The sequence below is a fragment of the Brevibacillus sp. AG162 genome (genome assembly GCF_006715575.1).
GTDB lineage: Bacteria > Bacillota > Bacilli > Brevibacillales > Brevibacillaceae > Brevibacillus > Brevibacillus brevis.
The window spans coordinates 533,407-556,148 of record NZ_VFNO01000003.1 but is presented as its reverse complement, the minus strand read 5'-3'; the positions used below and the strand labels follow the sequence as shown (position 1 = coordinate 556,148).

Sequence of the window (22,742 nt, the reverse complement as noted above, 5' to 3'; positions counted from 1 at the left end):
CAGGTGAGTACTTCCATTCGGGAAAGCGCGATGGTTTCACCTTTTTTTGTATTCTTTCTCGTGCACGCCAATATCGTGGGGATCGGGATACTGGGCTTTCAACGGACAATCGTAGCCCATGCCGGATACGATGCCTGGATCTCCCTTCTACTTGCCGGGGCAAGCATCCATCTCATTATTTGGATGCTCTATTTTATGTTGAATGCGGGCAGCCAAGATCTGTTCTCCCTTCACGAGCTCTGCTTTGGAAAATGGCTAGGCAAGCTGATGAGCTTTGTCGTATTGATCTACGTCTGGATGGCTGCTTTTCTCATCTTGCGTTCTTACGTCAGTATTGTGAAGCAGTTTATTTTCCCTCTCATGCATACGTGGAGTACGACGCTAATAATCTTGCTCCTCATTCTGTACATTGTTGCTGGCGGTTTTCGCACGGTTACGGGCGTCTGTTTTTTAGGTGTGGTGATTCCGGCGATTTTAATGCTTCCTTTATTTCTATTCCCTTTCGAGTACGCTCACCCAAATAACCTGTTCCCGATGTTTTCGCATAACCTCACCGCTTTGATCGCATCTGCCAAAGACGCTGTTATCAATTATATGGGCTTTGAATTAGTGCTCTTCTACTACCCGTTTATCAAGCGAGCAGCTCACTCGCAAAAATGGGCCCACGCTGGCGTCCTTATCAGCACGCTTCTATATGTAGCCGTCGCCATCGTAACATTTCTCATGTTTAGCCACGGTGAACTGGATAAGATTATTTGGCCGACGTTGACCATGCTCAAAATCGTCGAAATTCCGATTTTGCAGCGATTGGAGTTCATTGTGATCTCTCTATGGCTGTTCGTGATTTTGCCAAACATCTGTCTCAATCTATGGGGGGTTACCCGCGGAATGAAACAACTATTGGGCATCAGTCAAATCCGCTCCCTTTTGCTTCTCCTCATATCTTTGGCAATGGGTTCCTATCTGCTCGAAGGTACGACTCCATTGCTCATGGCACTCGATTTTTATGGGCAAGTTAGCATCGTTTTCATTTATGGCTATATCCCGCTGTTGTTCTTGCTCTTCCTCCTCTGGGGGAAAAAACGAAGTACCGCACGATACCAGAATCCCGGAGTGGAAACAGAAAAAGCCCGATAGATGTCTATCGAGCAAATCGCGCTGTGATTGTAATTCCAGCTCCCAACAGAGCTGTTCGGATGCTTTGCGCGAATTCCAGCGCATGGGCACCGTCGCCATGAATGCAAATCGAATCGGCCTGAATCGGGATATCCACGCCTTGCTGGGTCAGGACGAGTCCCTCGCTTACCATACGAATGACTTGCTGGAGGGATTGCTGTTGGTCCGTAATCATCGCATTCGGCTGACTGCGCGGTGTCAGCGTGCCATCCTGCTGATACGTACGGTCGGCAAATACTTCGTGCGCCGTAGCAAGACCGATTTTTTCCCCTGCATGCGTCAACTCGCTTCCAGCCAAGCCATACAACACCAGTTCCGGATTTACTTTGTAGATGGCCATCGCGATCGACTCAGCCAGAGCGGGTCTTGTGGCTGCCATATTGTACAAAGCGCCATGTGGCTTCACATGATGCATGACGCCCCCTTCTGCATGTACAAACGCTTGCAGGGCGCCAATTTGGTACACGACTAGATCGTACGCCTCTTCAGGGGAAATCTCCATGTTGCGGCGACCGAAGCCGACCAAATCAGCGAATCCGGGATGGGCACCGATTGCCACACCGGCCTCCAAAGCCATTTGCACCGTTTTTCTCATCGTCGCAGGATCGCCAGCATGGAAACCACATGCCACATTTGCAGAGGTGATATAGGACAAAATTTCTTGATCGTTGCCCAACTGATAGGCGCCAAAGCTCTCTCCCAGATCACAGTTTAGATCTACTGTTTTCATCTTTTTACCTCCATCCCACGGTTACTTCTATACCAAGCTTGATCGCCTTCATCAATGAATCCCTCTCGATAAGCGCCTTTTGAGCATCACGCAGAGAAATTTCTTGAAAGTGAATCTTTTCGCCTGGCCGCAACTGGGCGACGATCGGCAAATCTATCGTTGGCACATAGCCTATCTTCGGATAACCTCCAATCGTTTGTCTGTCTGCCATCAGGATAATAGGTTGGCCGTTTGGCGGTACCTGTATCGTACCAATGGTGACCGCAGCCGAGATCAGTTCCATTGACTGCGTAAGTTCGAGCGCCGGTCCTGTTAAGCGATACCCCATCCTGTCTGATTGAGTAGACACTTGAAAGGTTTGTTCGAAAAAGCTTTGACGACTCTCTTCCGAAAAATCTGCGAATTGCTCGCCTAGTATCACCCGTACAACCGCTTCTCCATTTTTTACAAACGTATTTGAAGGAATAAACCAATTCGCCTGGTAGAAGGGAGCCGCTCCTGCCTTTTTTTCCAATTGGTTAGCGAGAAATTGGCTGAATGAACCTGGAGAGCTTTGAACTAGCTTATCTCCTGCTGCAAGCATTCTACCTGCAAAGCCTCCGAAGCTTCCACGGAGATTCGTACTACGACTTCCCATCACAAGTGGCACATCCCATCCGCCTGCGACTGCGAGATAGGCGCGACAACCTTCATTGGCCAGGCCAACCTTCAAGATGCTTCCACTCCTGATCCAGACTGCTCGATTGGGCAGGACGGATCTATCATTGATCGTGACTTTGAAGTCACCACCACAAATGGCTATTAGCATGTCCTTATGAAACAACAAGCTTGGACCTCTCATCGTCAGCTCCAGAACCGCATCCGTTTGTTGATTGCCAACTAACATGTTCGCAATCTGTACAGCTTGCTTGTCCATCACCCCACTGACACTGACCCCATACTGCTGAAAGCCAAATCTACCTGTATCTTGAACGGTCGTGCAAAGTCCTGGCGTAATCACCTCTACACTCACTTAGTACACCTTCTCCCCGTTATCGTATTCCCGCTCGGAGATAGGACGGAAGCGAACTTTATCACCAGCGCACAAGAGACTTGGAGAACTTTCACCTGCCTGAAATAAGCTCAATGGTGTTCTTCCGATAATTTGCCACCCACCTGGGCTCTCTATCGAATAAATACCTGTTTGCAATCCTCCGATTCCTACACTACCCTTCGGAATAGATAGTCGTGGCGAGGAACGTCGCGGCGTGGACAGTCGCTCATCCATTCCTCCGAGATACGGAAAGCCGGGAGCAAATCCGATCATGTACACCAGGTACTCTGTTGTCGAATGGATCGAAATCACTTCCTCTATACTAAGACCATTTCGTTTGGCAACAACCTCCAGATCCGGCCCAAAGCTCCCACCGTAACAAACCGGGATTTCTACCAGTCTGTACTCTTTAGAGTGAGTGTTGGAGATTTGCTGCGACATTTGCTCAAGAATAGCAACAGCACGATCGTATGGCAAAATATCATCAAGTGGATCGAAAAGAGTAATCGGATCGTAATAGACTGTAACAGTCGTAAAGCCAGGTACAGATTCGATCATCCCGGGGAAAGGATGCTCCTGTAGGTATTCAGAGAATTGGATGACCTTCTCATGGGTCTGTTGATCGATAACCTCTCCTAGTTTGACCATGACACCCGAGTCCCCAAGAGGAGAGAATTCATATCTAGGCAACGGTTTTCCCTCCATTTTCGAATATCGGCACTGCCACATGAATGGAAGGGAGGAGGTTTTTCTCCTCCTGCTCAGCTAATTTGTCCGCCTTCCATGACAATATCCCGATCATTAGATATGGTCGTCTCGATTGCCAATCGCAAGCCTTTTACAATTGTTTCTAACGCCATGCTTGGCTGCCCTGCTTGCCTTGCTGCCTGTTCAGGCAAATAAGGGATATGGATGAACCCTCCACGTATGGAAGCTTTTTTCTCAGCAAGGTAATGCATCAATCCATAAAAAAGATGGTTGCACACATATGTACCCGCCGTCTGCGATATGGAAGCCGGAATTCCTTGTTGTTTTAACTCTTGTACAATCGCTTTGATTGGCAATGTAGACCAGTAGCCAATAGGACCATTTTCCCTGATCGGTGTATCAATCGGCTGATTTCCTTCGTTATCCGGGATTCGAGCATCATTGACGTTAATCGCTACACGCTCAACTGCAATATCTCCTCGTCCACCTGCTTGTCCGATACATAACACGATGTCCGGATTCGTTTCATCTATCGCCGTGTACAGATGTTCGATAGATTTTTCAAAAACCGTAGGAATTTGCCGCAGCTCTACTTTATACCAATCAGACTCGATTTTTCCCAGCTCTTTTACTGATTCCCAAGCAGGGTTAACCATTTCTCCACCAAAAGGATCAAACCCTGTTACTAAAATGGTCTTCATGATTGCCTCCTCCGATCCGCATCGGTCTCATTCGTGTGAGTCGAATATGGTCTTGTCTATACTGTCGCGAAACACGCCGTGGGCTGGATGCCACACACTCCATGACAGCACGATTGAAAACCTTATGTGTTTCTATGCAATCTCGCAATGCTCCTCCCGCGACCGTCTCATCAGCCGCTTCCGTTATTAAATCAAGCGTCACCCATTCAGGAAAACGAGAGAGTAAGGAAGGAGAGGTTCTGTTCGGCTTTGTAGGCCAACGATAAAACAAGAAATCTTGATCAGTAGGCAATGGGAAAATGGCGGGCTCCCAATTATGTCCATACCGAATGTAGCGCTCGATAAAGCGTTTATTTTTGTTCCACAGACGCGGATGATGTCTCAGCCCTTCCTCGGCTGCCTTTTGAATCGTATCAAGAGCGACAGCATGATGAGGATAGTCAGATCGCTCCATCTCGCGGCCAATTCCGTAAAAGAGTGAGATCGGCATCCAATAAGATACAGGGAATCTTGGCGGGCTATTGTACCCTGCGAATGGTTGTGTCCATTCATGCGAAGGGATTCCGTGATCATCAATGATCACATCCGGCAACCAGCGATAAAACAGTTGGGGAACTACCCGCGATTCTCCAAAGACACTCGGCTGAAAACGGTGATTGGTATATTCTAATCCAACGGCATTATAACGGGCAGCATGATGCTTCCAAAATGGATTATCTTTGACGAGCTCTTGATGCAGTGCGACCCCATCCGGATTCGCAAATGGAATCACGACCAGATTGAAACGAGTAAGCCAATCCATTTTTTCGGTTATGAGCTCTGCTACTAGCTCACGTGCAGCAGGCATACTGGAAACCTCGTTTGGATGATGTCCGGTTTCGAGCAAAATGGTTGGTTTATACAGAGATAACTTGTGAGTTGATACGTATGTGGAAATCTGGGGTGCTGTTACTTCCACTGCAAAAATCGGCCTTCCTTCAAACGATTTCTCTACTTCCCAGATATGCACAGAGGGATGAGTAGCCAGCTCTGCCCATTCGCCCATATCTGGATGATGGCTTCGGTGTAGATAAGGAAGCTTCCGTTCTTCGATGCTGGTACTCTTTTCGTTCGTTCTCAGGATGCGTGCTTTTACAGGAGCAGATTGCTCTGCCTCGAAGTATAAATGGGTCGTTTTGATAGAGAAAGCTGGTTCCTCTTTATATTCTTTTACGCGAATGGTTGCCACTGGAGAGCTTGCTGGTTTGACCTTTACAAATGGTCGCACCGCCCCAGGAGAATTCCACGCCACTCCCGTTTTTCTTTCACCCAAATACGCATAGTAGTCCAGCGTATAAAAATAAATATCTTCATGCAACGCTTCTAACGACGATATTGTTTCTTCGTCTATGTTTAGCCGTTCTTCCTGTTCACTCATAGTGACGGTTACCTCTATCGAATGAAAGAGCGGAAAGTTTCCTTGATACGGTTCATTTTGTTTACATAACAATCCTTCCGTCAACTCAGGTAAAAATTGCTGCGTATAGAATTGCCAAAACCTCTCTCGATCCGTAGGAACCAAGAATTGTTCTTTTGTTGTTCCATAGGAGAAGAAGAGTCCTGACGTAGTTGGATAAGCTCGACTTTGCTCGTCGGCATACGGCACTGTGGATACAGGTACATCCAAATTCCATGTACCTAAGTGCTCCAACCCGACTCCCCAAGCCTCGACTTGGTAAGTATAAGGTAGGTTCTCATCCATCACGAATGATACTTGCGACAAGGACAAGCCCAATTCTTTTTCCAACAACTGATCAACCGGATATAACTCTTGAAGCCATCGATGAGAAAGCTCCATCCCGCCTTCTCTTTCTTCTCGTTGGAAAAAGATCAAAATTCGCTCTACTCGTTTCCCTGTACGTACAAGAGACGGCAAAATCGTTTCTTTTATCCAGCACAAACCTGGCTTAAAAGCAGAGTGAATATGTACCTTACTATCGTTATCAGGAAGCAGCTCCGTGATTGCGCTCTTCCAGCATCGCTCCAACGCACGTCTAATCTCTTTTGGTTCTGACAAAAACGCGGTGACCGCAAGCGGAGAAGATAAGCACCCAGCCGTTTCCTTTTGACTAACAATCGCGATCAACCGCTCATGAAACAACTGTATTATCTCATTTCGCTCGCCCTGGTCTTTCCATGTTTTCTCTATAAATAAGGGAAATTCCTTCACTTTTGGCTCTTCTACTTCTTCCCATGCACCAAAAGTCCCCCCGAGTCGGTGCGAAGTGGCAGTCCCGAGATAATCAAGCGCCGCAACAATCGCTTGTCCTCCCCCTGAAAGCTGGATGACTCTTGTTGTCTTTTCTTTAGGGTCTGAGATTACTTCGACCACTCCACTTGCTAGAGGTGCTTCACAATTCATGTGTAAAGAAAAGGTGAGCTCCGCAATCCGATTTGCTTCTCCTGTGAGCGGGAAAAGTATCCCGGTCGAAGCTAGACCAATCCGAGCTGCAAAGCGGGCGGCAGACATAACCGCCTCTGCAGTATGGAGCCCTGTAAAAAACACATCTGTCCGACTCGTTAAATCCGTACGCCCTGCTTGATAGAACCCTGCCGTTGTCCAAAGCTCTGCCAAACTATCAAGCGGAGTTGGTCTCTCTACGATAGGACTTCCCTCATGCGAACTCATCAGCCCATACTGGGGTATCGCAATTTGATAGACAGGTGAAGCATCCGCACAAACATATAGTTGAACTTCATGTAAAGAACAACGAATCCTTTCAATGTCACCGAGTGAAGTGGTTGCAGGTGCTGCATCTGTCCAATACGCCGCCATCCAGCGCAGTAATCGGCTAAGACTCTCCTCGCTTCCACCAACGAAAGCAATTCGATTGTTCCCTCGATCGAGAGTGCATGACGCATCATCCACGTCGCAGGATGGCTCAATACATACTGTGCAAAGCCACTCACCGCTTTTCGTGCTGCTAGCAGCCATCGGTGAATCTTCCATACGAATGGAAGGCAGATCCAGCTCACTTGTTTCAAGGCCTAATCGGGCGCAAAAATCAATGAATCCTTCTACGACGATTCCCGTTTGAAAACAGAAGGAAACAGACAATGAATCAGCTACACCGTCATTGTTTCGGTCGGCAACTAACCCTTTCGTTGTAAAAATTTCACCTAGCCCTCTCATTGGTTAGCCCCCTTACACGCGCAGATTTGGATCTAGCTCATCACGCAGCCAATCGCCCAGCAGGTTAATTCCAAACACCGTAATCATAATGGCGATGCCAGGGAAAGTAGCAACCCACCATGCCGTCTCCAGATAGTTTCGACCGTCTGCCAGCATGCCTCCCCATGTAGGAATCGAAGGGTCTACACCCAACCCAATAAACGTCAACGATGCTTCCAATAAAATGTTGGTGGCTACATTTAACGTTGCCAATACGATGATCGAAGAAGAAACGTTTGGCAGAACATGTTTTCTGATGATCCGCAAATTCGTAGCCCCGATTGCTTTGGCAGCCTGGACGTATTCCATTTCTTTTACACTCATGACCTGTCCTCGAACCAGTCGCGCAAAGCCTACCCAGTTACTGATCCCCAGAACAAGTATGAGCTTCCATAGACCTGCCCCAAAGACCGTCATGACGATAATCGCAAACAAAATGAAAGGGAATGCCAGCTGTACATCTGCCAAGCGCATTAACAGATCATCTACCCAGCGTCCGTAAAAGCCTGCGATGAGGCCCAGAATCACCCCGATAACTAAGGAAATCAGTACGGATACGACACCAACCAATAACGATATTCGCGCTCCGTAAATGATTCGGCTCAGCAAGTCACGTCCTACCTGATCGGTACCTAGCAAATACTCGGATTTCCCAGTATCGTCCATCCACGAGGGAGCAACCAGCCGTGCACGCAAATCAGCTTTATCAGGAGTGGATGGCGCAATTACCGGAGCGAAAAGTGCGGATACGACGGCAAGCATGAGCAATAACATCCCCGTCATTGCCCACGGATTTCGAACGAATCTTCTGCCCATCTTGCTCCATTTTCCACGTTTTTTGATTGGTGGATTGGTCTGATTGTTTGTAACTGTCGCTGTCGTCATTCGCTTTTTCCTCCTCCCTGCCTAATACGTGGATCAATAAAGCCATAACTGATATCAACCAACAGGTTCACGAAGATCATCAAAAATGACAAGATAATCACAGAGCCTTGAATCACTGGAAAGTCGCGTTGCGATATCGCGTCAATCAGCATACGCCCGATACCTGGCCATGAAAAAACTTGCTCAATAATCACGGTACCGCCCAACAACGTTCCAAATTGCAGTCCAATAAAGGTTACCGTTGGGATTAATGCGTTTCGCAAGCCATGCTTGATGATGACAAGCCATTCCTTGATCCCTTTGGAACGGGCCGTATTGATATATTGCTGATTCATTACCTCCAGCATGGAAGAGCGAACTAATCGAGCCAAAATCCCTGACAAGATGAGTCCGAGTGCAACGGAAGGCAGAACCAAATACTCCAGACCTTCATAACCAGAAGCAGGAAACCAGCCTAGCTTAACGGCAAATATGATGATTAACATGATCCCTAACCAAAAGTTGGGAAAAGAGATTCCTAGCAATGAAAAAATGCGTCCGAAAAAGTCAGCTACGCTGCCTCTGTAAACAGCGGAAATGATACCCACTGGAATCGCAATCAACAGGGCGACAAACATTCCCCCGAAGGCAAGCAGCAAAGTTGCTCCCATTTTCTCCTTCATCATGTCGATCACGCTCTCACCCGTTCGGAAAGAGGTGCCAAAATTACCGGTAAACATATCTTTTAAATAAAGCCCGAACTGTACATGAACGGGCTCGTCCAGACCCAGATTTTGCCGAAGCTCAGTAATTGCCTCTTTGGTAGGCTCACCTGCTTGAAACATGATCGATACTGGGTCACCAGTCATTCGCACTAGGACAAAAATGACAAGAGTAATAGCAAGAACGACAAAAACACTATGTAGTAGACGTCTAATTAAAAAGGCTGCCATCCCGCTCCTCCTTTATGAAAAGTGAAGGGAATAGAAGAGACATCTTCTACTCCCCTGTTCAAAACATTCCTTATTCAACCGATGCTTCGCGCAAATCGATACGTTCATCTGTCGGAGGTTGGAAGCCTTTTACTCGTTTGTTTACAGCCCACAGGTTGATCGATTGATAGAGCGGTACATCTGGGACTAGCTCATACAGACGTTGATTCAGCTCTTTAAATGCTGCCAGACGCTTTTCTTGGTCAAACGTGGAGCGTTCTGCTTTCAAGAGCTCCTCTACTTTTTCGTCATAGAAATCAGGGTTCCAGAACTCGCCTTTGTGATACATCAGATAGGCAGTATTATCAAAGTCGAGCGTCCATCCACCCCAGCCATTCCGGTACATATGTCCTGCTTTTCCGTTCGGAATGAGGTCAGAAGTAAATGTGGAGGCGTCCACCAGATTCAGCTTCACCTTGAGACCGACTTGACCTAATTGCATTTCGATCGCTTGTGCTACCTCTTTAAACGTAGCATCTGTACCAGGCAGGAAGAGATCAAGCTCAGTTCCTTCCTTCACACCTGCTTCTGCGAGCAGTTGTTTTGCTTTTTCTGGATCATACTTACGTAATGGCAGGTTAGGATCATAGCCGAAAGACATATCGCTTTGAAATGAATTGACGCGCTTACCATATCCGCCGAGCAGCGTTTCGATAATCAAGTCTGCATCAATCGCGTAAGCAATCGCTTCACGGACTTTTACATTGTCGACTGGCTTCATCGATGTATTGAAACGAATCGAATAAACGGTTGGCGACCCGACTTGCATCAGTTCAAGTTCAGACATGCCCTTGATGGATTCTGTTTGGCTAATCTCGACTTTTTTCATAATGTCGATGGCACCTGTTTGCATTTCAGCTAGACGTGTAGTCGCTTCTGGAATAAAACGGAACGTTACTTTTTCCAGCTTCGGTTGACCTTGCTTCCAATAGTTTTCATTTTTCACCAGTACAACCTTGTTATCTTTTTCATAGCTATCCATTTTGAAAGGACCCGTTCCTACTGGATGCGTGTTAAAGTACTCGTCCCCTTTTTCCTTGTAATATTTAGGCGGAACGATCACACCGCCATAACCTGCTAGCTTTGTAAGGAGTACAGGATCTTTTTCCTTGAGAATCATGTTGACTGTAAACTCGTTCACCACTTCTACACGGTCAATCGAAGCATAGTTCGCTTGCTGTGGTCCCTTTTTCCCTTCTTCACCAAGCAGGCGATCAAATGTAAATTTCACTGCTTCCGCGTTGAATGGCTCGCCGTTGTGGAAGGTAACTCCTTGACGAAGTTTAAATTGAAGTGTCTTGTCATCCTTGAACTCCCACGATTCAGCGAGTCCTGGCTGGATTTTCAAGTCAGTGGTACGTTCGACTAAGCCTTCAAATACAGATGTTGCTACAGTACTCCAATCAAGCAAAAACGTATCAATCGGATCCCAAGAGTGCGGATCTCCATTCACACCAAGTGTAAGTTCATTTTTTGCCGGAGCTTGTGCTTCTGTCTTAGATTGCGGATTTGGCTGTGTGCTCGTGTCAGCCGGCTTACTCGAACATCCGCCTAAAGCAGCAGCTAGCACGAGTAATGCGGAGCAAGCGGTGATACCTACTTTCTTTTTCAAAACAAGTCCCCCTTTTCTTTTCGTTCTGGCATTCATGTTGAAAAAATATGATAGCTGTCATTTGTTCCTATTGGTTATACAAATGACAGGCAACATATCGACCATCGCCCATCGATTGAAATTCGGGCTTGTCCGTTTTGCAAATTTCCATACAATCAGGACAACGCGTATGGAACGTGCAGCCACTCGGAGGATTCGCAGGACTCGGTACATCTCCAGTCAAGATGATGCGCTCACGCTTCGTTTTTGGCTTGGCAATCGGAACTGCGGACAGTAATGAGCGTGTATAAGGATGCAGCGGCTCTTCATATAGCGCATTTTTGGGTGCCAGCTCAACCATTCGTCCCAGGTACATCACGCCGATCCTGTCGCAAAAATGCTTCACGACGCTCAAGTTGTGAGAGATGAATATGTAAGTGAGTCCGTATTGCTTTTGCAAATCTCTCATCAGGTTCAATACCTGGGATTGAATCGATACATCGAGTGCCGATACTGGCTCATCTGCCACAATCAGCTTGGGATTAAGCGCTAGCGCACGTGCAATGCCGATCCGCTGTCGCTGACCACCGCTAAACTCATGAGGAAAGCGTTCCGAATTTTCAGGTTTCAGACCAACAACCCGCATCAATTCCGCTACTTTTTCCTTGCGTTCTTTTGACGTTTCATACAGTTCGAATATGATCATCGGCTCTTCAATGATCTCCCCAACTGTCATTCGCGGATTGAGGGATGCGAACGGGTCTTGGAAAATGATTTGCAAATCCTTTCGCTTCATCCTCATCTCATTTGGGGAAAGTGCCGCTAAATTCTCTCCTTGAAAAATCACTTCGCCACCCGTAGGCTCGAGCAATCGTAGAATAGCTCTGCCTGTGGTTGACTTCCCGCAACCGGATTCACCTACAATTCCGAGCGTCTCCCCTGTTGCAACGGTAAAAGAGAGATCGTCAACAGCTTTGACGTGATTCGTTACCTTCTTCATTAATCCACTGCGAATCGGAAAGTATTTTTTTAACCCTCTCACCTCTAGTAAGGGTTTACATTCTGATTTTTCCAAACAATTCACGTCCTTTCCGCTTACTCATACAGCCAGCATCTGCTTTTTGTACCATCGTTCAGATCGAATAACGGTGGCGCTTGCTCGTAGCATTTGTCCGTAGCCTTCTGGCATCGTTCAGCAAAACGGCATCCTGGGGGCATCTGACCTGGACTCGGAACGGTCCCGCCAATCGTAAACAAGTACTCCTGCTCTGTGTCCATATCTGGGATCGAACCCAACAAACCAACCGTGTACGGATGCTTTGGAGTAGTAAATAGCTTTTCTACCTCGGCTTCCTCGACGACTTGCCCTGCATACATGACGACCACCCGATCACACATCTCTGCTACCACACCAAGATCGTGCGTGATCAGCATGATGGTCATCTCGCTCTTCTGCTGTAACTCTCTCATCAGGTCAAGAATCTGCGCCTGAATGGTCACGTCTAGTGCGGTCGTAGGCTCATCTGCAACCAATAGAGATGGACTACAGGACATCGCCATCGCAATCATCACACGCTGTCTCATCCCGCCAGATAGCTGATGGGGATACTCATCAACGATTTCTTCCGCTCTCGGAATCCCGACCAGCTTCAACATTTGGATCGCATGCTCTTTGGCTTGTTTTTTGTTCATACTTGTATGATTCAAGACGAGCTCCATGATCTGCGCCCCGATTGTATAAACCGGATTGAGTGAGGTCATCGGTTCTTGAAAAATCATCGCGATCTCTTTTCCTCGCACCTTCCTCATCTGATCCTTGGAAAAGGCAACCAGATTTTCACCGTTGTACAGGATCTCTCCTCCAGTGATTCGCGCGGTTCTAGGCAGAAGCCCCATGATGGATAGAGAGGTGACACTTTTCCCACAGCCCGACTCCCCCACTACTCCAATCGTTTCACCTTTGTTGATTTGAAAACTAACTCCATCCAAAACGGTAATTTCTCCATTATCGGTTCGGAATCTCGTCTGAAGATTTTTGATTTCCAGCATCAAAGTCCCGCCTTTGCATCTGAATAGCCCAGCTTGCTCATGATTTTATTCGCTGCTGCTTTTGTCTCCTGTACCAAATACCCCAATCGATCGATCTGAAAGCGTGATGTAGCTCCAGCCAAGCTCAAGCCTGCTATTACTTGTCCCGTAAAATCTCGAATAGGTACAGCAATTGCTGCGGAATCCGGCTCCAATTCACCGTAGCTGACTGTATAGCCTTTTTCACGTGCATCGTGAATCCATTGCCATAGCAGATCTTTGTCTATATTTGTGTCTGGTGAGATTTTCTTCATGTCTACCCGGTTCAATAATTCTTCGATCTCATGATCCGGCATAAATGAGAGTAAAATGCGCGGGCATGCACCTGCGTACAACGGTGATTTTCTACCTACCTGTGTATATACACGAACATACTGGCGGGTATCGACTTTTTCGATGTACACCCCTTCGTCTTGATCACGAATAATCAAGTTGACTGCCTCATCCACCGTATCTCGTAGCTGCTGCATATACGGAAGCGCGATTTTCCTGATCTCCAGCCGTTGGGCGACAATGTTCCCAAACTCCAGCAACTTCAATCCCAATTGGTATTTAGGCGGATTATGAGTGGTCGTTTTGGAGACAAAGCCGCGCATTTCGAGCGTCTGAAGAATTCGAAACACCGTACTCTTCGGCATATCTGACAACTCGACAAGCTCAGCCAGGCTTAATTCACTGTTTTGGATAAAATATTCTAGAAACTCTAGCGTTTTTAACACACTTCGGTTTGCCGTTTTTTCTGTTTTGTCCATTTTCATCACCATTCGTATGTCCCAAAATACGGAACGTTATTTTGTATTTTGGCATGACACAATATTAAATGAATTCAGTTATTTCCGTCAATACATTTTTACCCCTTAGTAATCAGGTCGTTCTACCTACTGACTCAGGGGTAATTTGTATGTAAGGTTTTAGTGAATATTCTTTTTCTTAAATCGTCCACCAGAAACATCGTGAATATGGCCGATTGCCAAAAATGCTGAGGAATCGATTTCCTCCACGATGGATTTCAGCTTTGCTTCTTCCAAACGGGTGATCACACAGAAGATGACTTTTTTGACGTCTCCGGAGTAGCCACCTTCTCCATTCAAATAGGTAATTCCCCGCCCCAATCTCGCCGTTAACGCATCGCCAATTTCGGCTGGATAATCACTGATAATCCATACTGATCTTGATTGCTCAAGTCCGACCATGGTAATATCGATCATTTTATAAGCGATGTAGTAAGCAATTAACGAGTACATGGCCCGGTCCCACCCAAAAATGAAGCCCGCACTGCCTAAAATAAATATATTAAAAAACATGACCATTTCGCCGACCGAAAACGGACTTTTCCTCGTCATCAGGATCGCAACAATTTCCGTTCCATCCAAGGAGCCTCCCGCGCGAATGACAAGTCCCACACCGATTCCGATGATGATCCCCCCAAAAACAGCGGAGAGGAGCAAATCGTCCGTCAAGCTAGGGACATGATGGAGGTAGTTCGTCCCCAACGACATCACGACGACACCAAACAGCGTAGAGATGGCAAATGTCTTGCCAATTTGCTTGTAGCCTATAAGTAAAAAGGGCAGGTTCAGTAGGAATAAAAATAATCCGAGTGGGCTTCCCGTCAGCTTTGAGACCATAATGGAAACGCCGGTTATACCACCGTCGATGATGTTGTTTGGAACTAGAAATATTTCCAGTCCGACTGCCACCAACAAAGCTCCAATGATAATTCCCAGAGCTCTCAGTGCGATCCTGCTTTTTTTCGCCCGCTTATGAGTGATCGGTGCAACTGCTTTTGCATCCATTTTGATCATCCTTAGCCGTTTTTTTCTTACCACTTCATCTTTCCCTGGTAGCAAAAAAAATAGCCAGCCAGGATTTCTCCCAGCCGACTCTTCATCATACATTAGCCCCAAACCGCAATGGAAATAATGCCAATCGTGATCATCAAAGACATGGACAAGCGCCATAAACGTTGTCGTTCCTTTAACAAGAAGACCCCGAGCAGCGTACCAAAGACCGTACTTACCTCACGAATGGGTGCAATGGCTGCCAGTGGTGCCAATGTCATGGCAAACAAAAACAACAAATACGAACCTGGTGAAAGAACCGCACCGAGTACAATCGTTCGCCAGTTTTTTTGCCACTCACGGCGGATGAGTCCCTTGTTCCAAACGAAGCCCCCGGCGACAATCAGACAGGCAAAGTTCGTGATTTCCAATAAAGCGAATGGAGATAATTGTTGTACGATTTGTTTGTCGGTTAACGTGTACCCTGTAATGCATAGTCCAACAGCAAATGCGTATCGCAGGGCGAGCGGATTCACAGGTTGAGCCTGACGATCTGTGCCAATCATCCCACTTATAGCGAAGACTCCAATCACGATGCAAATGACCCCCAGCCATCCCGGTACAGATAAATACTCTTGAAAGAAAATCGCGCTAAAAAACGGAATGAGAAGCGTCCCTGTCCCCCTCATGATGGGGTATACCTGTGAGATATCCCCGTATGTATACGCCTTTGAAATCAACAAGGTATAGCATCCTTGAAAGAAAAAGGACATAAACAGAAAAAGAACCAAAGACCATGTCAGTTGTACGTGCATCAATTCCCAAATAAGAACAGGCAAGAGGATTATGGTTGTTGGCAATGTGATCAACCATAGAAACGCCATTTTGTTTTCACTTTTTTTCGTGAACAGGTTCCAAACTGCGTGCGCAAGGCCTGACGATAGTACGAGCAGAATCGAAATCGATAGCATGTGTGCCCCTTCTCTCTCATGTTGTACAAATACAACCAAAGACAACAAAAACACATTGCGTTTAGTTGTTTTTCATTCGACGTGTACAGTATACACCCAGTCCCCGCAAAAATTAAACATTGTTTCTGCTTATGGCCCAAACCATTTTATTGATGTTGCGAACACACGCATCTTTTTCCATTCTCCGCATTTTGAGTTATAATGGAGGGATGACACTTCGTTCGGAGGATCTGACTACATGTTGCAAAGAGAGTTGACTCGGGAACAAGCGATACAGGTAGGCGAGCAAATCCTAATTGCCGTCGAAGGACACATCATTGAACGGGGCTATACGTACTTTTCTGATGGCGTCGTCTTCAATACACGCGTAGAACAAGGCCAATATTTGACGAGTGATGTTCAAGGGTCCGAGGTGTATCATGTTCGCCTCGATATGGAAACGGTTCAAAACAGTACTTGTACCTGCCCTTATTCGCGCATTTGCAAGCATATTGCTGCTACTTTTTTTCAGATGTATAGTGTGTTCGAGAATCCTCGGACATTTTTGACCCGCTCCCAACAACCAAGACGAGCTACTTTTTCTCCTCATCTGCTGATTCCTGCTTACAAATACAGCCATACCGCTCCTGCTCAGCAGGATACAGCGTCTGTTTCCTCTCCGCTTACCGCGAACAGCTCCGTCAAAGAATGGTGGGCATTTTTTGAGAGCTGGACACGCAACCTGTTTGCGGCCATGGAATCGTATCGAGCTTCCTCTGAGTTATTATCGAGCTATCAAAATGTACTGAGTGTTGCTGCCTCGTGGCCAAAGGATCGGGCACAACTCTTTGTCATCCATGCCAATCTGTTTCATCTCATGAAGCTTACACAATACGTCAAAACGTACCGCCAATCCTACTGGTTCCTAGATTTGGTTCAGACAGCCGAGCGGCTATTGGATCAATTAGAAGGGACGTTGTACTTCGCAGACATCCCTGCTCTTCTGTCTGACCACCAGGATGCCATCGTAGATACACTTCAACTGACAAAGGAATTAAAAGAAAACGAAGCCACTTCCCTCTACTGGATTTTCGCCTATCAAATGTTATGGTGGATGCTATTGAAGCAACCAGAGTGGATGCAAGAGGAGATCCATGTGCTGGATCAGCTTATCAACGATGAAAACAGTTCTGCCGCCGAAAAGGAAAAAGGGCTGCTGCTCCGTGCCCACTTTCATGTGATGGAAAAGGAAGACGAAGCTGCTCTACAAATCTGGAAAAGAATGAGCCGTTTGAACCTATCCTTCTACTTGTCCTATATGAAAGCTTTCGCTCGCAATGGAGAATGGCAGCGATTTCTCGATTGGACTGCTTCGTTGACGTCCTTAATCGGTCAAGCCGAGACACAGCAATACCGACTCGTTATCGCCATTTGGCAGGAAGCGATGGAGCAAGTGGGACGATCAGCCGAGTGCGGCGCCAAGCTGAAGCAGTTCTTACCGAGTAGTTATCACGAATATGCCGCCTATTTATATGAAGGACGCCAGTTTCAGCAATGGATTGATTTGCAAATGTCGTTTCAAGTGCCTATGGCAGATATTTCGATCGTGCAGGTGAAAGAAATCGAGGAAGCTGAGCCGACTCTCCTCTTCCCTTTTTATTTGCGTGAGGTGAACAGACTGATTGCGGAACGTAATCGAACGGCCTACAAAGAAGCGATCAAGCTCATAAAAAAGGTAAGAACGATTTACAACAGAGCAAACCAAGATGCGCGCTGGGAACGATACGTGGAACAATTATCTGCCAAACATAATCGGTTACGTGCTTTTCAAGAAGAGCTAAGGAGAGGAAATTTCAACTTATGAATACCGTCACTACATTGGTTCTAGACGGAGAGCTTTTGGCAGACGGACAATTCTTGATTACTGGCAAAGACACGCAAGGAGCAGTGGTCGATCCAGAAGAATTGGCAGGAACACTGTTTGCGTGGGATGAGTCCTCCTATTACGGAACCTTCCTGGACAAAAGCGAGCATGGCGTACTGCTCAGTCCTGCCAAGGCCCTCTCCTTTTTCGTCTCCCCCCAGTGGCTTTTGCATCGGACCTATTCATCCAGCACGCCATTTGAACAATTTACGCATGTAGCGGTAATGATCCGTGACAGGCTCGCAGAAGGCTCTATTGCCCCTGATTTTTCTTCCTGGAAAAAAGGCCAAATCGGCTGGAGAGCCCTGCATACTCCCTGCGATTTTCCGGAGTATGGTCACAGGTGGCTTTCGCTCGTCCTGGAGGAATCCTTGCACGGCAATGGCGAGATTGGACGAAAGTGGGAGCAGCTATTGACGCAATACCCGGCCCTGTACGTCATGGGCGCCGAGCTTTCTCCACACCTTCAGGAACAGGAATGGTTGCAATCGATAGGCTGGCTGCCAGATACGACACCGTTTCGCACATGCTTGCAAATCGTCGAGGCCGAGGAGCACCCCAATGACTGGCAACTCCACGTGTATTTGCAGAATCGTGAAGAGCCAGATCAGTTATTTCTCATTGAGCCACACCAGTTGACGGCTGAGGGAGTAGTCACCGCACGCATCCCTGCTGACTGGCGTGAACACTGGAGTCGTTTTCTTACGGACCTGGCCAAATGCAAAGAGATTCTCCCCTGGCAAAAAGACAACCAGGAGAATCAAAGCCGTTTTCTCACCCGACTGACGAACGAGCAAGCATGGATCTTTTTGACGTCGAGTAGTTTGCAGTTGGTGCAAGCCGGTATTCACGTCTTTCTGCCAGCATGGTGGGAACAAGTACGGCGGGTAAAACCAAAGCTAAAAGCCAAGATTACAACCTCTGTCGGGGCTAGCAGACAATCCTTCCTGGGTGTCTCCCAGCTCATGGATTTTGAATGGAAGCTCGCCTTGGGACCTGTGGAGCTCAGCGAAGAGGAATTTGAGGAACTCATTAAACAAAAACAGCGCCTGCTGAAAATTCGCGGGCATTGGGTACAATTGACTCCCGATCTTTTCTTGCAGCTACAGGAAGCGCTCAAGAAAAACCAAACGAAAAACGGCATGTCCCTACGTGATGTCATGCGAATGCACCTTGCCCCTACAGTGGAGGTTGAGGAGCTACCCGATGATGAGTTCGAATTCGACACTTCCCTAACGGTTGAAGTTCAGCTAAACCAGCATTTGCGAGAGCTGTTGAATCAATTGCAGGAAACAAAGCGCATCCCGATCATGGAGCAGCCATCTACTTTTCACGGGACGTTGCGAAATTATCAGCTGGAAGGCAGTTCGTGGCTGTTCTTTTTACGCCGTTTTGGGCTGGGAGCTTGTCTGGCTGATGACATGGGATTGGGAAAAACGGTTCAATTTATTACCTATTTGCTTCATGTCAAACAACATGGCCCAGCCAGTACTCCATCTCTTCTAATCTGCCCGACCTCCGTCATAGGCAACTGGCAAAAAGAGCTGAAGCGCTTTGCCCCCTCTCTTCACGTGATGATTCACTATGGCAATGATCGTCAAAAAAAGGAGGCGTTTTTGCCAGCGATCAAGGGAGCGGATCTGGTCATTACCTCCTACGCCCTGTCCCATTTAGATGAGCAGGAGCTAGGAATGGTTACATGGGATACGATATGTCTCGACGAGGCGCAAAATATTAAAAACGCCTATACAAAGCAAGCGTCCGCTGTGCGCGATTTGAAAGCATGGCACCGGATCGCTCTCACAGGCACTCCGATCGAAAATCGTCTGAGTGAGCTCTGGTCCATTTTTGACTTCTTGAACCCTGGCTACTTGGGAAGTCTCGGGGAATTTACCCAGCGCTTTGTCCACCCTATCGAACGCGACCAAGACCAGCAGCTCATCAATCAAGTGCAACGACTCATTCAGCCTTTCCTGCTCCGGCGTGTGAAAACCGATCCGAACATTCAGCTCGACTTGCCAGACAAGAATGAGAGCAAGGAATATGTACCGCTGACTACCGAGCAAGGCGCACTTTATGAGACAGCGATTCAAGATATGTTTGATCGTATGGAAAAAGCCTCCCCTATGGAGCGGCGCGGTCTGATTCTGACGACACTGACACGTCTCAAACAATTGTGTGACCATCCCGCCCTGATTTTGAATGAAATCTCAACAACAGATGAAGCCAGTCGCTCACACAAATTGGAAAGGCTGCTGGAATTGGTGGAGGATATTCGCCAAAAGAAAGAGCGTTGCCTGATTTTTACCCAATACATTGAAATGGGCAATTTGCTCCAACGGGTGCTGACACGAGAAGGCTATGGACCTGTCTACTTCCTAAATGGGGCCACGAAGAAAGAAAAACGCGATGAGATGATCGCTCGTTTTCAAGATCCGACACTTCCGGACCATGAACGCGGGGCCATCTTCATTCTTTCCTTGCGCGCGGGTGGAACCGGCTTGAACTTAACGGAAGCCAACCACGTCATTCACGTAGATCGCTGGTGGAATCCTGCGGTAGAAAATCAGGCCACTGACCGAGCTCATCGCATAGGGCAGCAGCGCAATGTTCACGTCTACAAATTCATCTCGCTCGGGACGATTGAGGAACGCATTGATGAGATGATGGAGAGAAAGCTATCGTTGAGCCAGCAAATTGTCGGGACAGGCGAAAGCTGGATCACAGAGCTATCAACGGAAGAGCTGCGGGACTTGTTCACCCTTCGCCATGATTGGCTAGACACGAAAGGATAGATGGAGAATGGAGCCAGTGAAACCAAACGACAGCAACTCCACTATGCGCCGTCCTACAGAAGAGCCCAAGCTGCCCGAGGCATGGCTGCGTTTTTTGGAAGCTGTTCAAGAACATTTTTCCGATAACCAAACAAAGAAAAAGTAAGTAAAAAACCCAAGGCCTGATCACGTTATGGATCGAGCCTTGGGTTTGATTTTCCTAGTGGAAAGGAAACCTCCACTGTCGTCCCTTTATTCGGGGTACTCGAAAAATGGATATACCCGTCGTGTGCCTGAATGATTTTATAACAAATCATAAGTCCTAGCCCGGTCCCCTTCTCTTTCGTGCTATAAAAAGGCTCCCCTAATCGTTTCAGACGTTCTTCCGCCATACCGCAACCTTGATCAACAATTCTAATCATCACATGCTCGCTTTCTTTACGCATTGCCATGATCTGAATCGTCCCACCATCATGCATCGATTCAACGGAGTTTGACAGGAGATTCATAAAAAGCTGCTGAATTTGATTCTGATCGCACCATATCATGCTCCCCTCCACTTCCTTGACATCCAGCACTAGATGGTGACGTTCTAGCTTTATTTGCACCAATCGTGTAACCTGTCGCAGCAAATCCGCTAGATTTTTTGGTTCGTACGGTTCTGTGCACTCTCTTGATAAAAAGACGTATTCTCGCAGGACACTCTCTAATTGGTGAAATTCAGCCTGCATAATATCAAAATATTCCCTCTTCCATTGGTCTCGACGGAGCAATTGTACGAAGCCTTTGATGGAAGTTACCGGGTTTCGTATTTCGTGCGCAACCCCGGCAGCCATTTGCCCAATGACGGATAGCTTGTCCATCTTTTGTAAAAACTCTTCTGTTTGCACATGCTTCGTGTGATTTCGAATGATAAATATGAATTGGTTCGTCTCATGTTCTTCATGAATCACCGGGGTGCCTTTTGCCTCCAGCGTGATCTTTTTGCCATTCCGGTCCGGGCACGTAAATGTAATGAGACGAGGCTGCTTCTCCACCGTGATTTGACGAATCGTTTGCATAACAAGCCTGCCCGTTTCCAGTGGCAGTACAGCTAACAGGTGGCGATTCACTACTTCATCAGGAGCAATTTCCAGAACGGATTGAACGGATGGAGAAATATACGTAATGATCCCCTGACTATTGATGATCACGATAATATCAGACAAGTTTTCTGCGATCATTCGATATGTCGATTCATTCACATGTTGCTGCTTGCGAAGAACGTCTCCTCGCTCGCTATGTTCCACTTCGTATGTATCAAAAGCTCGGTGCTGTCCGTCATTGAGTAGTAGAAATGCACTGTTCCTAAACCTATCCTCACGCTTCAACACACGAGCCAAGTCTTCAGCAGGCATGGGCTCACTAAACCAAAATCCTTGAGCCGAATCACAACCAAGCTGCCAAAGAAACTCCAGTTGCTCTTGCGTCTCTACACCTTCTGCCGTTACTTGCACGCCCAGACTTCGTGCCATCGCCATAACGGTTTTGATAACGGTCGCCTGTGTGACATCGCTCATGCATTCCCTTACACAGGTTTGATCGATTTTTAGCTTGTTCATGGCGAAACGGGATAGATGTTGAATGCAGCTATAGCCCTTCCCAAAATCATCCAGGCTGATTTTTACCCCGATTCTTTTTAATTCTGCTAAAATCTCGATGGTACGCTCCCCATCTCTGGTAGAATCCTCGGTAAATTCCAGCTCCAAGTAGTGAGGCTGCAGATTTGTTTCATCTAAGATCGCTTGAATCCTGCTACCCAACTGGTCCGATTCCAAGGTATAAGATGACAGATTCACGCATGTCACAAGAGGTGGCAGTCCAGCATCCTGCCAAGCTTTGTTCTGCTTGCAAGCCGTTCTGATCACCCATTCTTCTACCAAAAGAATCAACCCACTCTTTTCTGCTAACCAAAATACCCAATCCGGGGTCAGTAGCCCTCTTTGATGATGGTTCCATCTTACCAGAGCTTCTGCTCCGATTATTTTGCCTGTCCTCAAGTCGTAGAGAGGTTGATAATAAAGGCTAAGCTGCTGATTGACAACCGCATGATGAAAATCTCGAACGTAGCGATCCAGTTCCTTTTGGTTCATTGTCTGTATACGAACCACGCCTTCCTGGAAATCATTCTGATTTTTCCAACTTTACCCCTGACTCTACTTTAAAGGAAGAAGCTAGCA

18 protein-coding genes are annotated in these 22,742 nt (G+C 47.1%); 4 read left to right on the top strand and 14 right to left on the bottom strand.

Annotated features, from left to right (window positions below):
• Positions 1-3 precede the first annotated feature (3 nt).
• Positions 4-1,137: a GerAB/ArcD/ProY family transporter gene (locus FB479_RS12660; protein ID WP_142065408.1), complete on the top strand. Its 1,134-nt coding sequence runs from the start codon at positions 4-6 to the stop codon at positions 1,135-1,137.
• A 4-nt stretch (positions 1,138-1,141) separates the two neighbouring features.
• On the opposite strand, the gene FB479_RS12655 is transcribed toward FB479_RS12660, so the two are convergent.
• From FB479_RS12655 to FB479_RS12595, 13 genes are all read right to left on the bottom strand, one after another.
• Positions 1,142-1,906: a LamB/YcsF family protein gene (locus FB479_RS12655; protein WP_142065406.1), complete on the bottom strand. Its 765-nt coding sequence runs from the start codon at positions 1,904-1,906 to the stop codon at positions 1,142-1,144.
• Between the two features lie 4 nt (positions 1,907-1,910).
• Positions 1,911-2,918, bottom strand: coding sequence for a 5-oxoprolinase subunit C family protein (locus FB479_RS12650; protein ID WP_142065403.1), 1,008 nt, complete (start codon positions 2,916-2,918; stop codon positions 1,911-1,913).
• A complete protein-coding gene (pxpB, locus tag FB479_RS12645) occupies positions 2,919-3,668 on the bottom strand; it encodes a 5-oxoprolinase subunit PxpB (protein WP_142065401.1) in 750 nt (249 codons plus the stop codon).
• 32 nt (positions 3,669-3,700) lie between these two features.
• Positions 3,701-4,348, bottom strand: a complete 648-nt coding sequence (gene pcp, locus FB479_RS12640) for a pyroglutamyl-peptidase I (protein ID WP_142065399.1) — start codon at positions 4,346-4,348, stop codon at positions 3,701-3,703.
• Complete coding sequence (locus FB479_RS12635) at positions 4,320-7,520, bottom strand: M14 family metallopeptidase (protein WP_142065397.1); 3,201 nt, start codon at positions 7,518-7,520, stop codon at positions 4,320-4,322. Before FB479_RS12635 ends, pcp begins: the two co-directional genes overlap by 29 nt.
• 12 nt (positions 7,521-7,532) lie before the next feature.
• The gene (locus FB479_RS12630) at positions 7,533-8,444 is read right to left on the bottom strand and encodes an ABC transporter permease (RefSeq protein WP_142065395.1); all 912 of its coding nucleotides are present in this window, start codon (positions 8,442-8,444) and stop codon (positions 7,533-7,535) included.
• Positions 8,441-9,376, bottom strand: a complete 936-nt coding sequence (gene nikB / locus FB479_RS12625; protein WP_106655050.1) for a nickel ABC transporter permease — start codon at positions 9,374-9,376, stop codon at positions 8,441-8,443. Before nikB ends, FB479_RS12630 begins: the two co-directional genes overlap by 4 nt.
• A gap of 70 nt (positions 9,377-9,446) precedes the next feature.
• Positions 9,447-11,027 (bottom strand): ABC transporter substrate-binding protein, encoded by a 1,581-nt coding sequence (locus FB479_RS12620; protein ID WP_106655048.1) that lies wholly within the window; start codon positions 11,025-11,027, stop codon positions 9,447-9,449.
• A 67-nt stretch (positions 11,028-11,094) separates the two neighbouring features.
• Positions 11,095-12,081, bottom strand: coding sequence for an ABC transporter ATP-binding protein (locus FB479_RS12615; protein ID WP_152667630.1), 987 nt, complete (start codon positions 12,079-12,081; stop codon positions 11,095-11,097).
• Positions 12,082-12,101: 20 nt separating this feature from the next.
• Positions 12,102-13,055, bottom strand: a complete 954-nt coding sequence (locus FB479_RS12610; protein ID WP_142065391.1) for an ABC transporter ATP-binding protein — start codon at positions 13,053-13,055, stop codon at positions 12,102-12,104.
• On the bottom strand, positions 13,055-13,846 hold the full coding sequence (locus FB479_RS12605; protein WP_255438371.1) for an IclR family transcriptional regulator: 792 nt from the start codon (positions 13,844-13,846) through the stop codon (positions 13,055-13,057). Before FB479_RS12605 ends, FB479_RS12610 begins: the two co-directional genes overlap by 1 nt.
• Before the next feature lie 159 nt (positions 13,847-14,005).
• Positions 14,006-14,890, bottom strand: coding sequence for a YitT family protein (locus FB479_RS12600; protein ID WP_142065387.1), 885 nt, complete (start codon positions 14,888-14,890; stop codon positions 14,006-14,008).
• A 101-nt stretch (positions 14,891-14,991) separates the two neighbouring features.
• Positions 14,992-15,846 carry a DMT family transporter gene (locus FB479_RS12595; RefSeq protein ID WP_106655041.1) on the bottom strand — a complete coding sequence of 285 codons (855 nt, stop codon included), beginning with the start codon at positions 15,844-15,846 and terminating at the stop codon, positions 14,992-14,994.
• A gap of 238 nt (positions 15,847-16,084) precedes the next feature.
• Between FB479_RS12595 and FB479_RS12590 the strand changes: the two genes are divergently transcribed.
• From FB479_RS12590 to FB479_RS30500, 3 genes are read left to right on the top strand one after another with little or no spacing between them, the layout of a single operon-like run.
• Entirely contained in the window at positions 16,085-17,689 is a 1,605-nt protein-coding gene (locus FB479_RS12590; protein ID WP_142065385.1) for an SWIM zinc finger family protein, read from the top strand.
• A complete protein-coding gene (locus FB479_RS12585) occupies positions 17,686-20,544 on the top strand; it encodes a DEAD/DEAH box helicase (protein ID WP_142065383.1) in 2,859 nt (952 codons plus the stop codon). The genes FB479_RS12590 and FB479_RS12585 overlap by 4 nt, the downstream gene beginning before the upstream one ends.
• 7 nt (positions 20,545-20,551) lie before the next feature.
• Complete coding sequence (locus FB479_RS30500) at positions 20,552-20,689, top strand: hypothetical protein (RefSeq protein WP_185746357.1); 138 nt, start codon at positions 20,552-20,554, stop codon at positions 20,687-20,689.
• Positions 20,690-20,714: 25 nt separating this feature from the next.
• On the opposite strand, the gene FB479_RS12580 is transcribed toward FB479_RS30500, so the two are convergent.
• A complete protein-coding gene (locus FB479_RS12580; protein WP_255438370.1) occupies positions 20,715-22,673 on the bottom strand; it encodes an EAL domain-containing protein in 1,959 nt (652 codons plus the stop codon).
• Between the last annotated feature and the right edge of the window lie 69 nt (positions 22,674-22,742).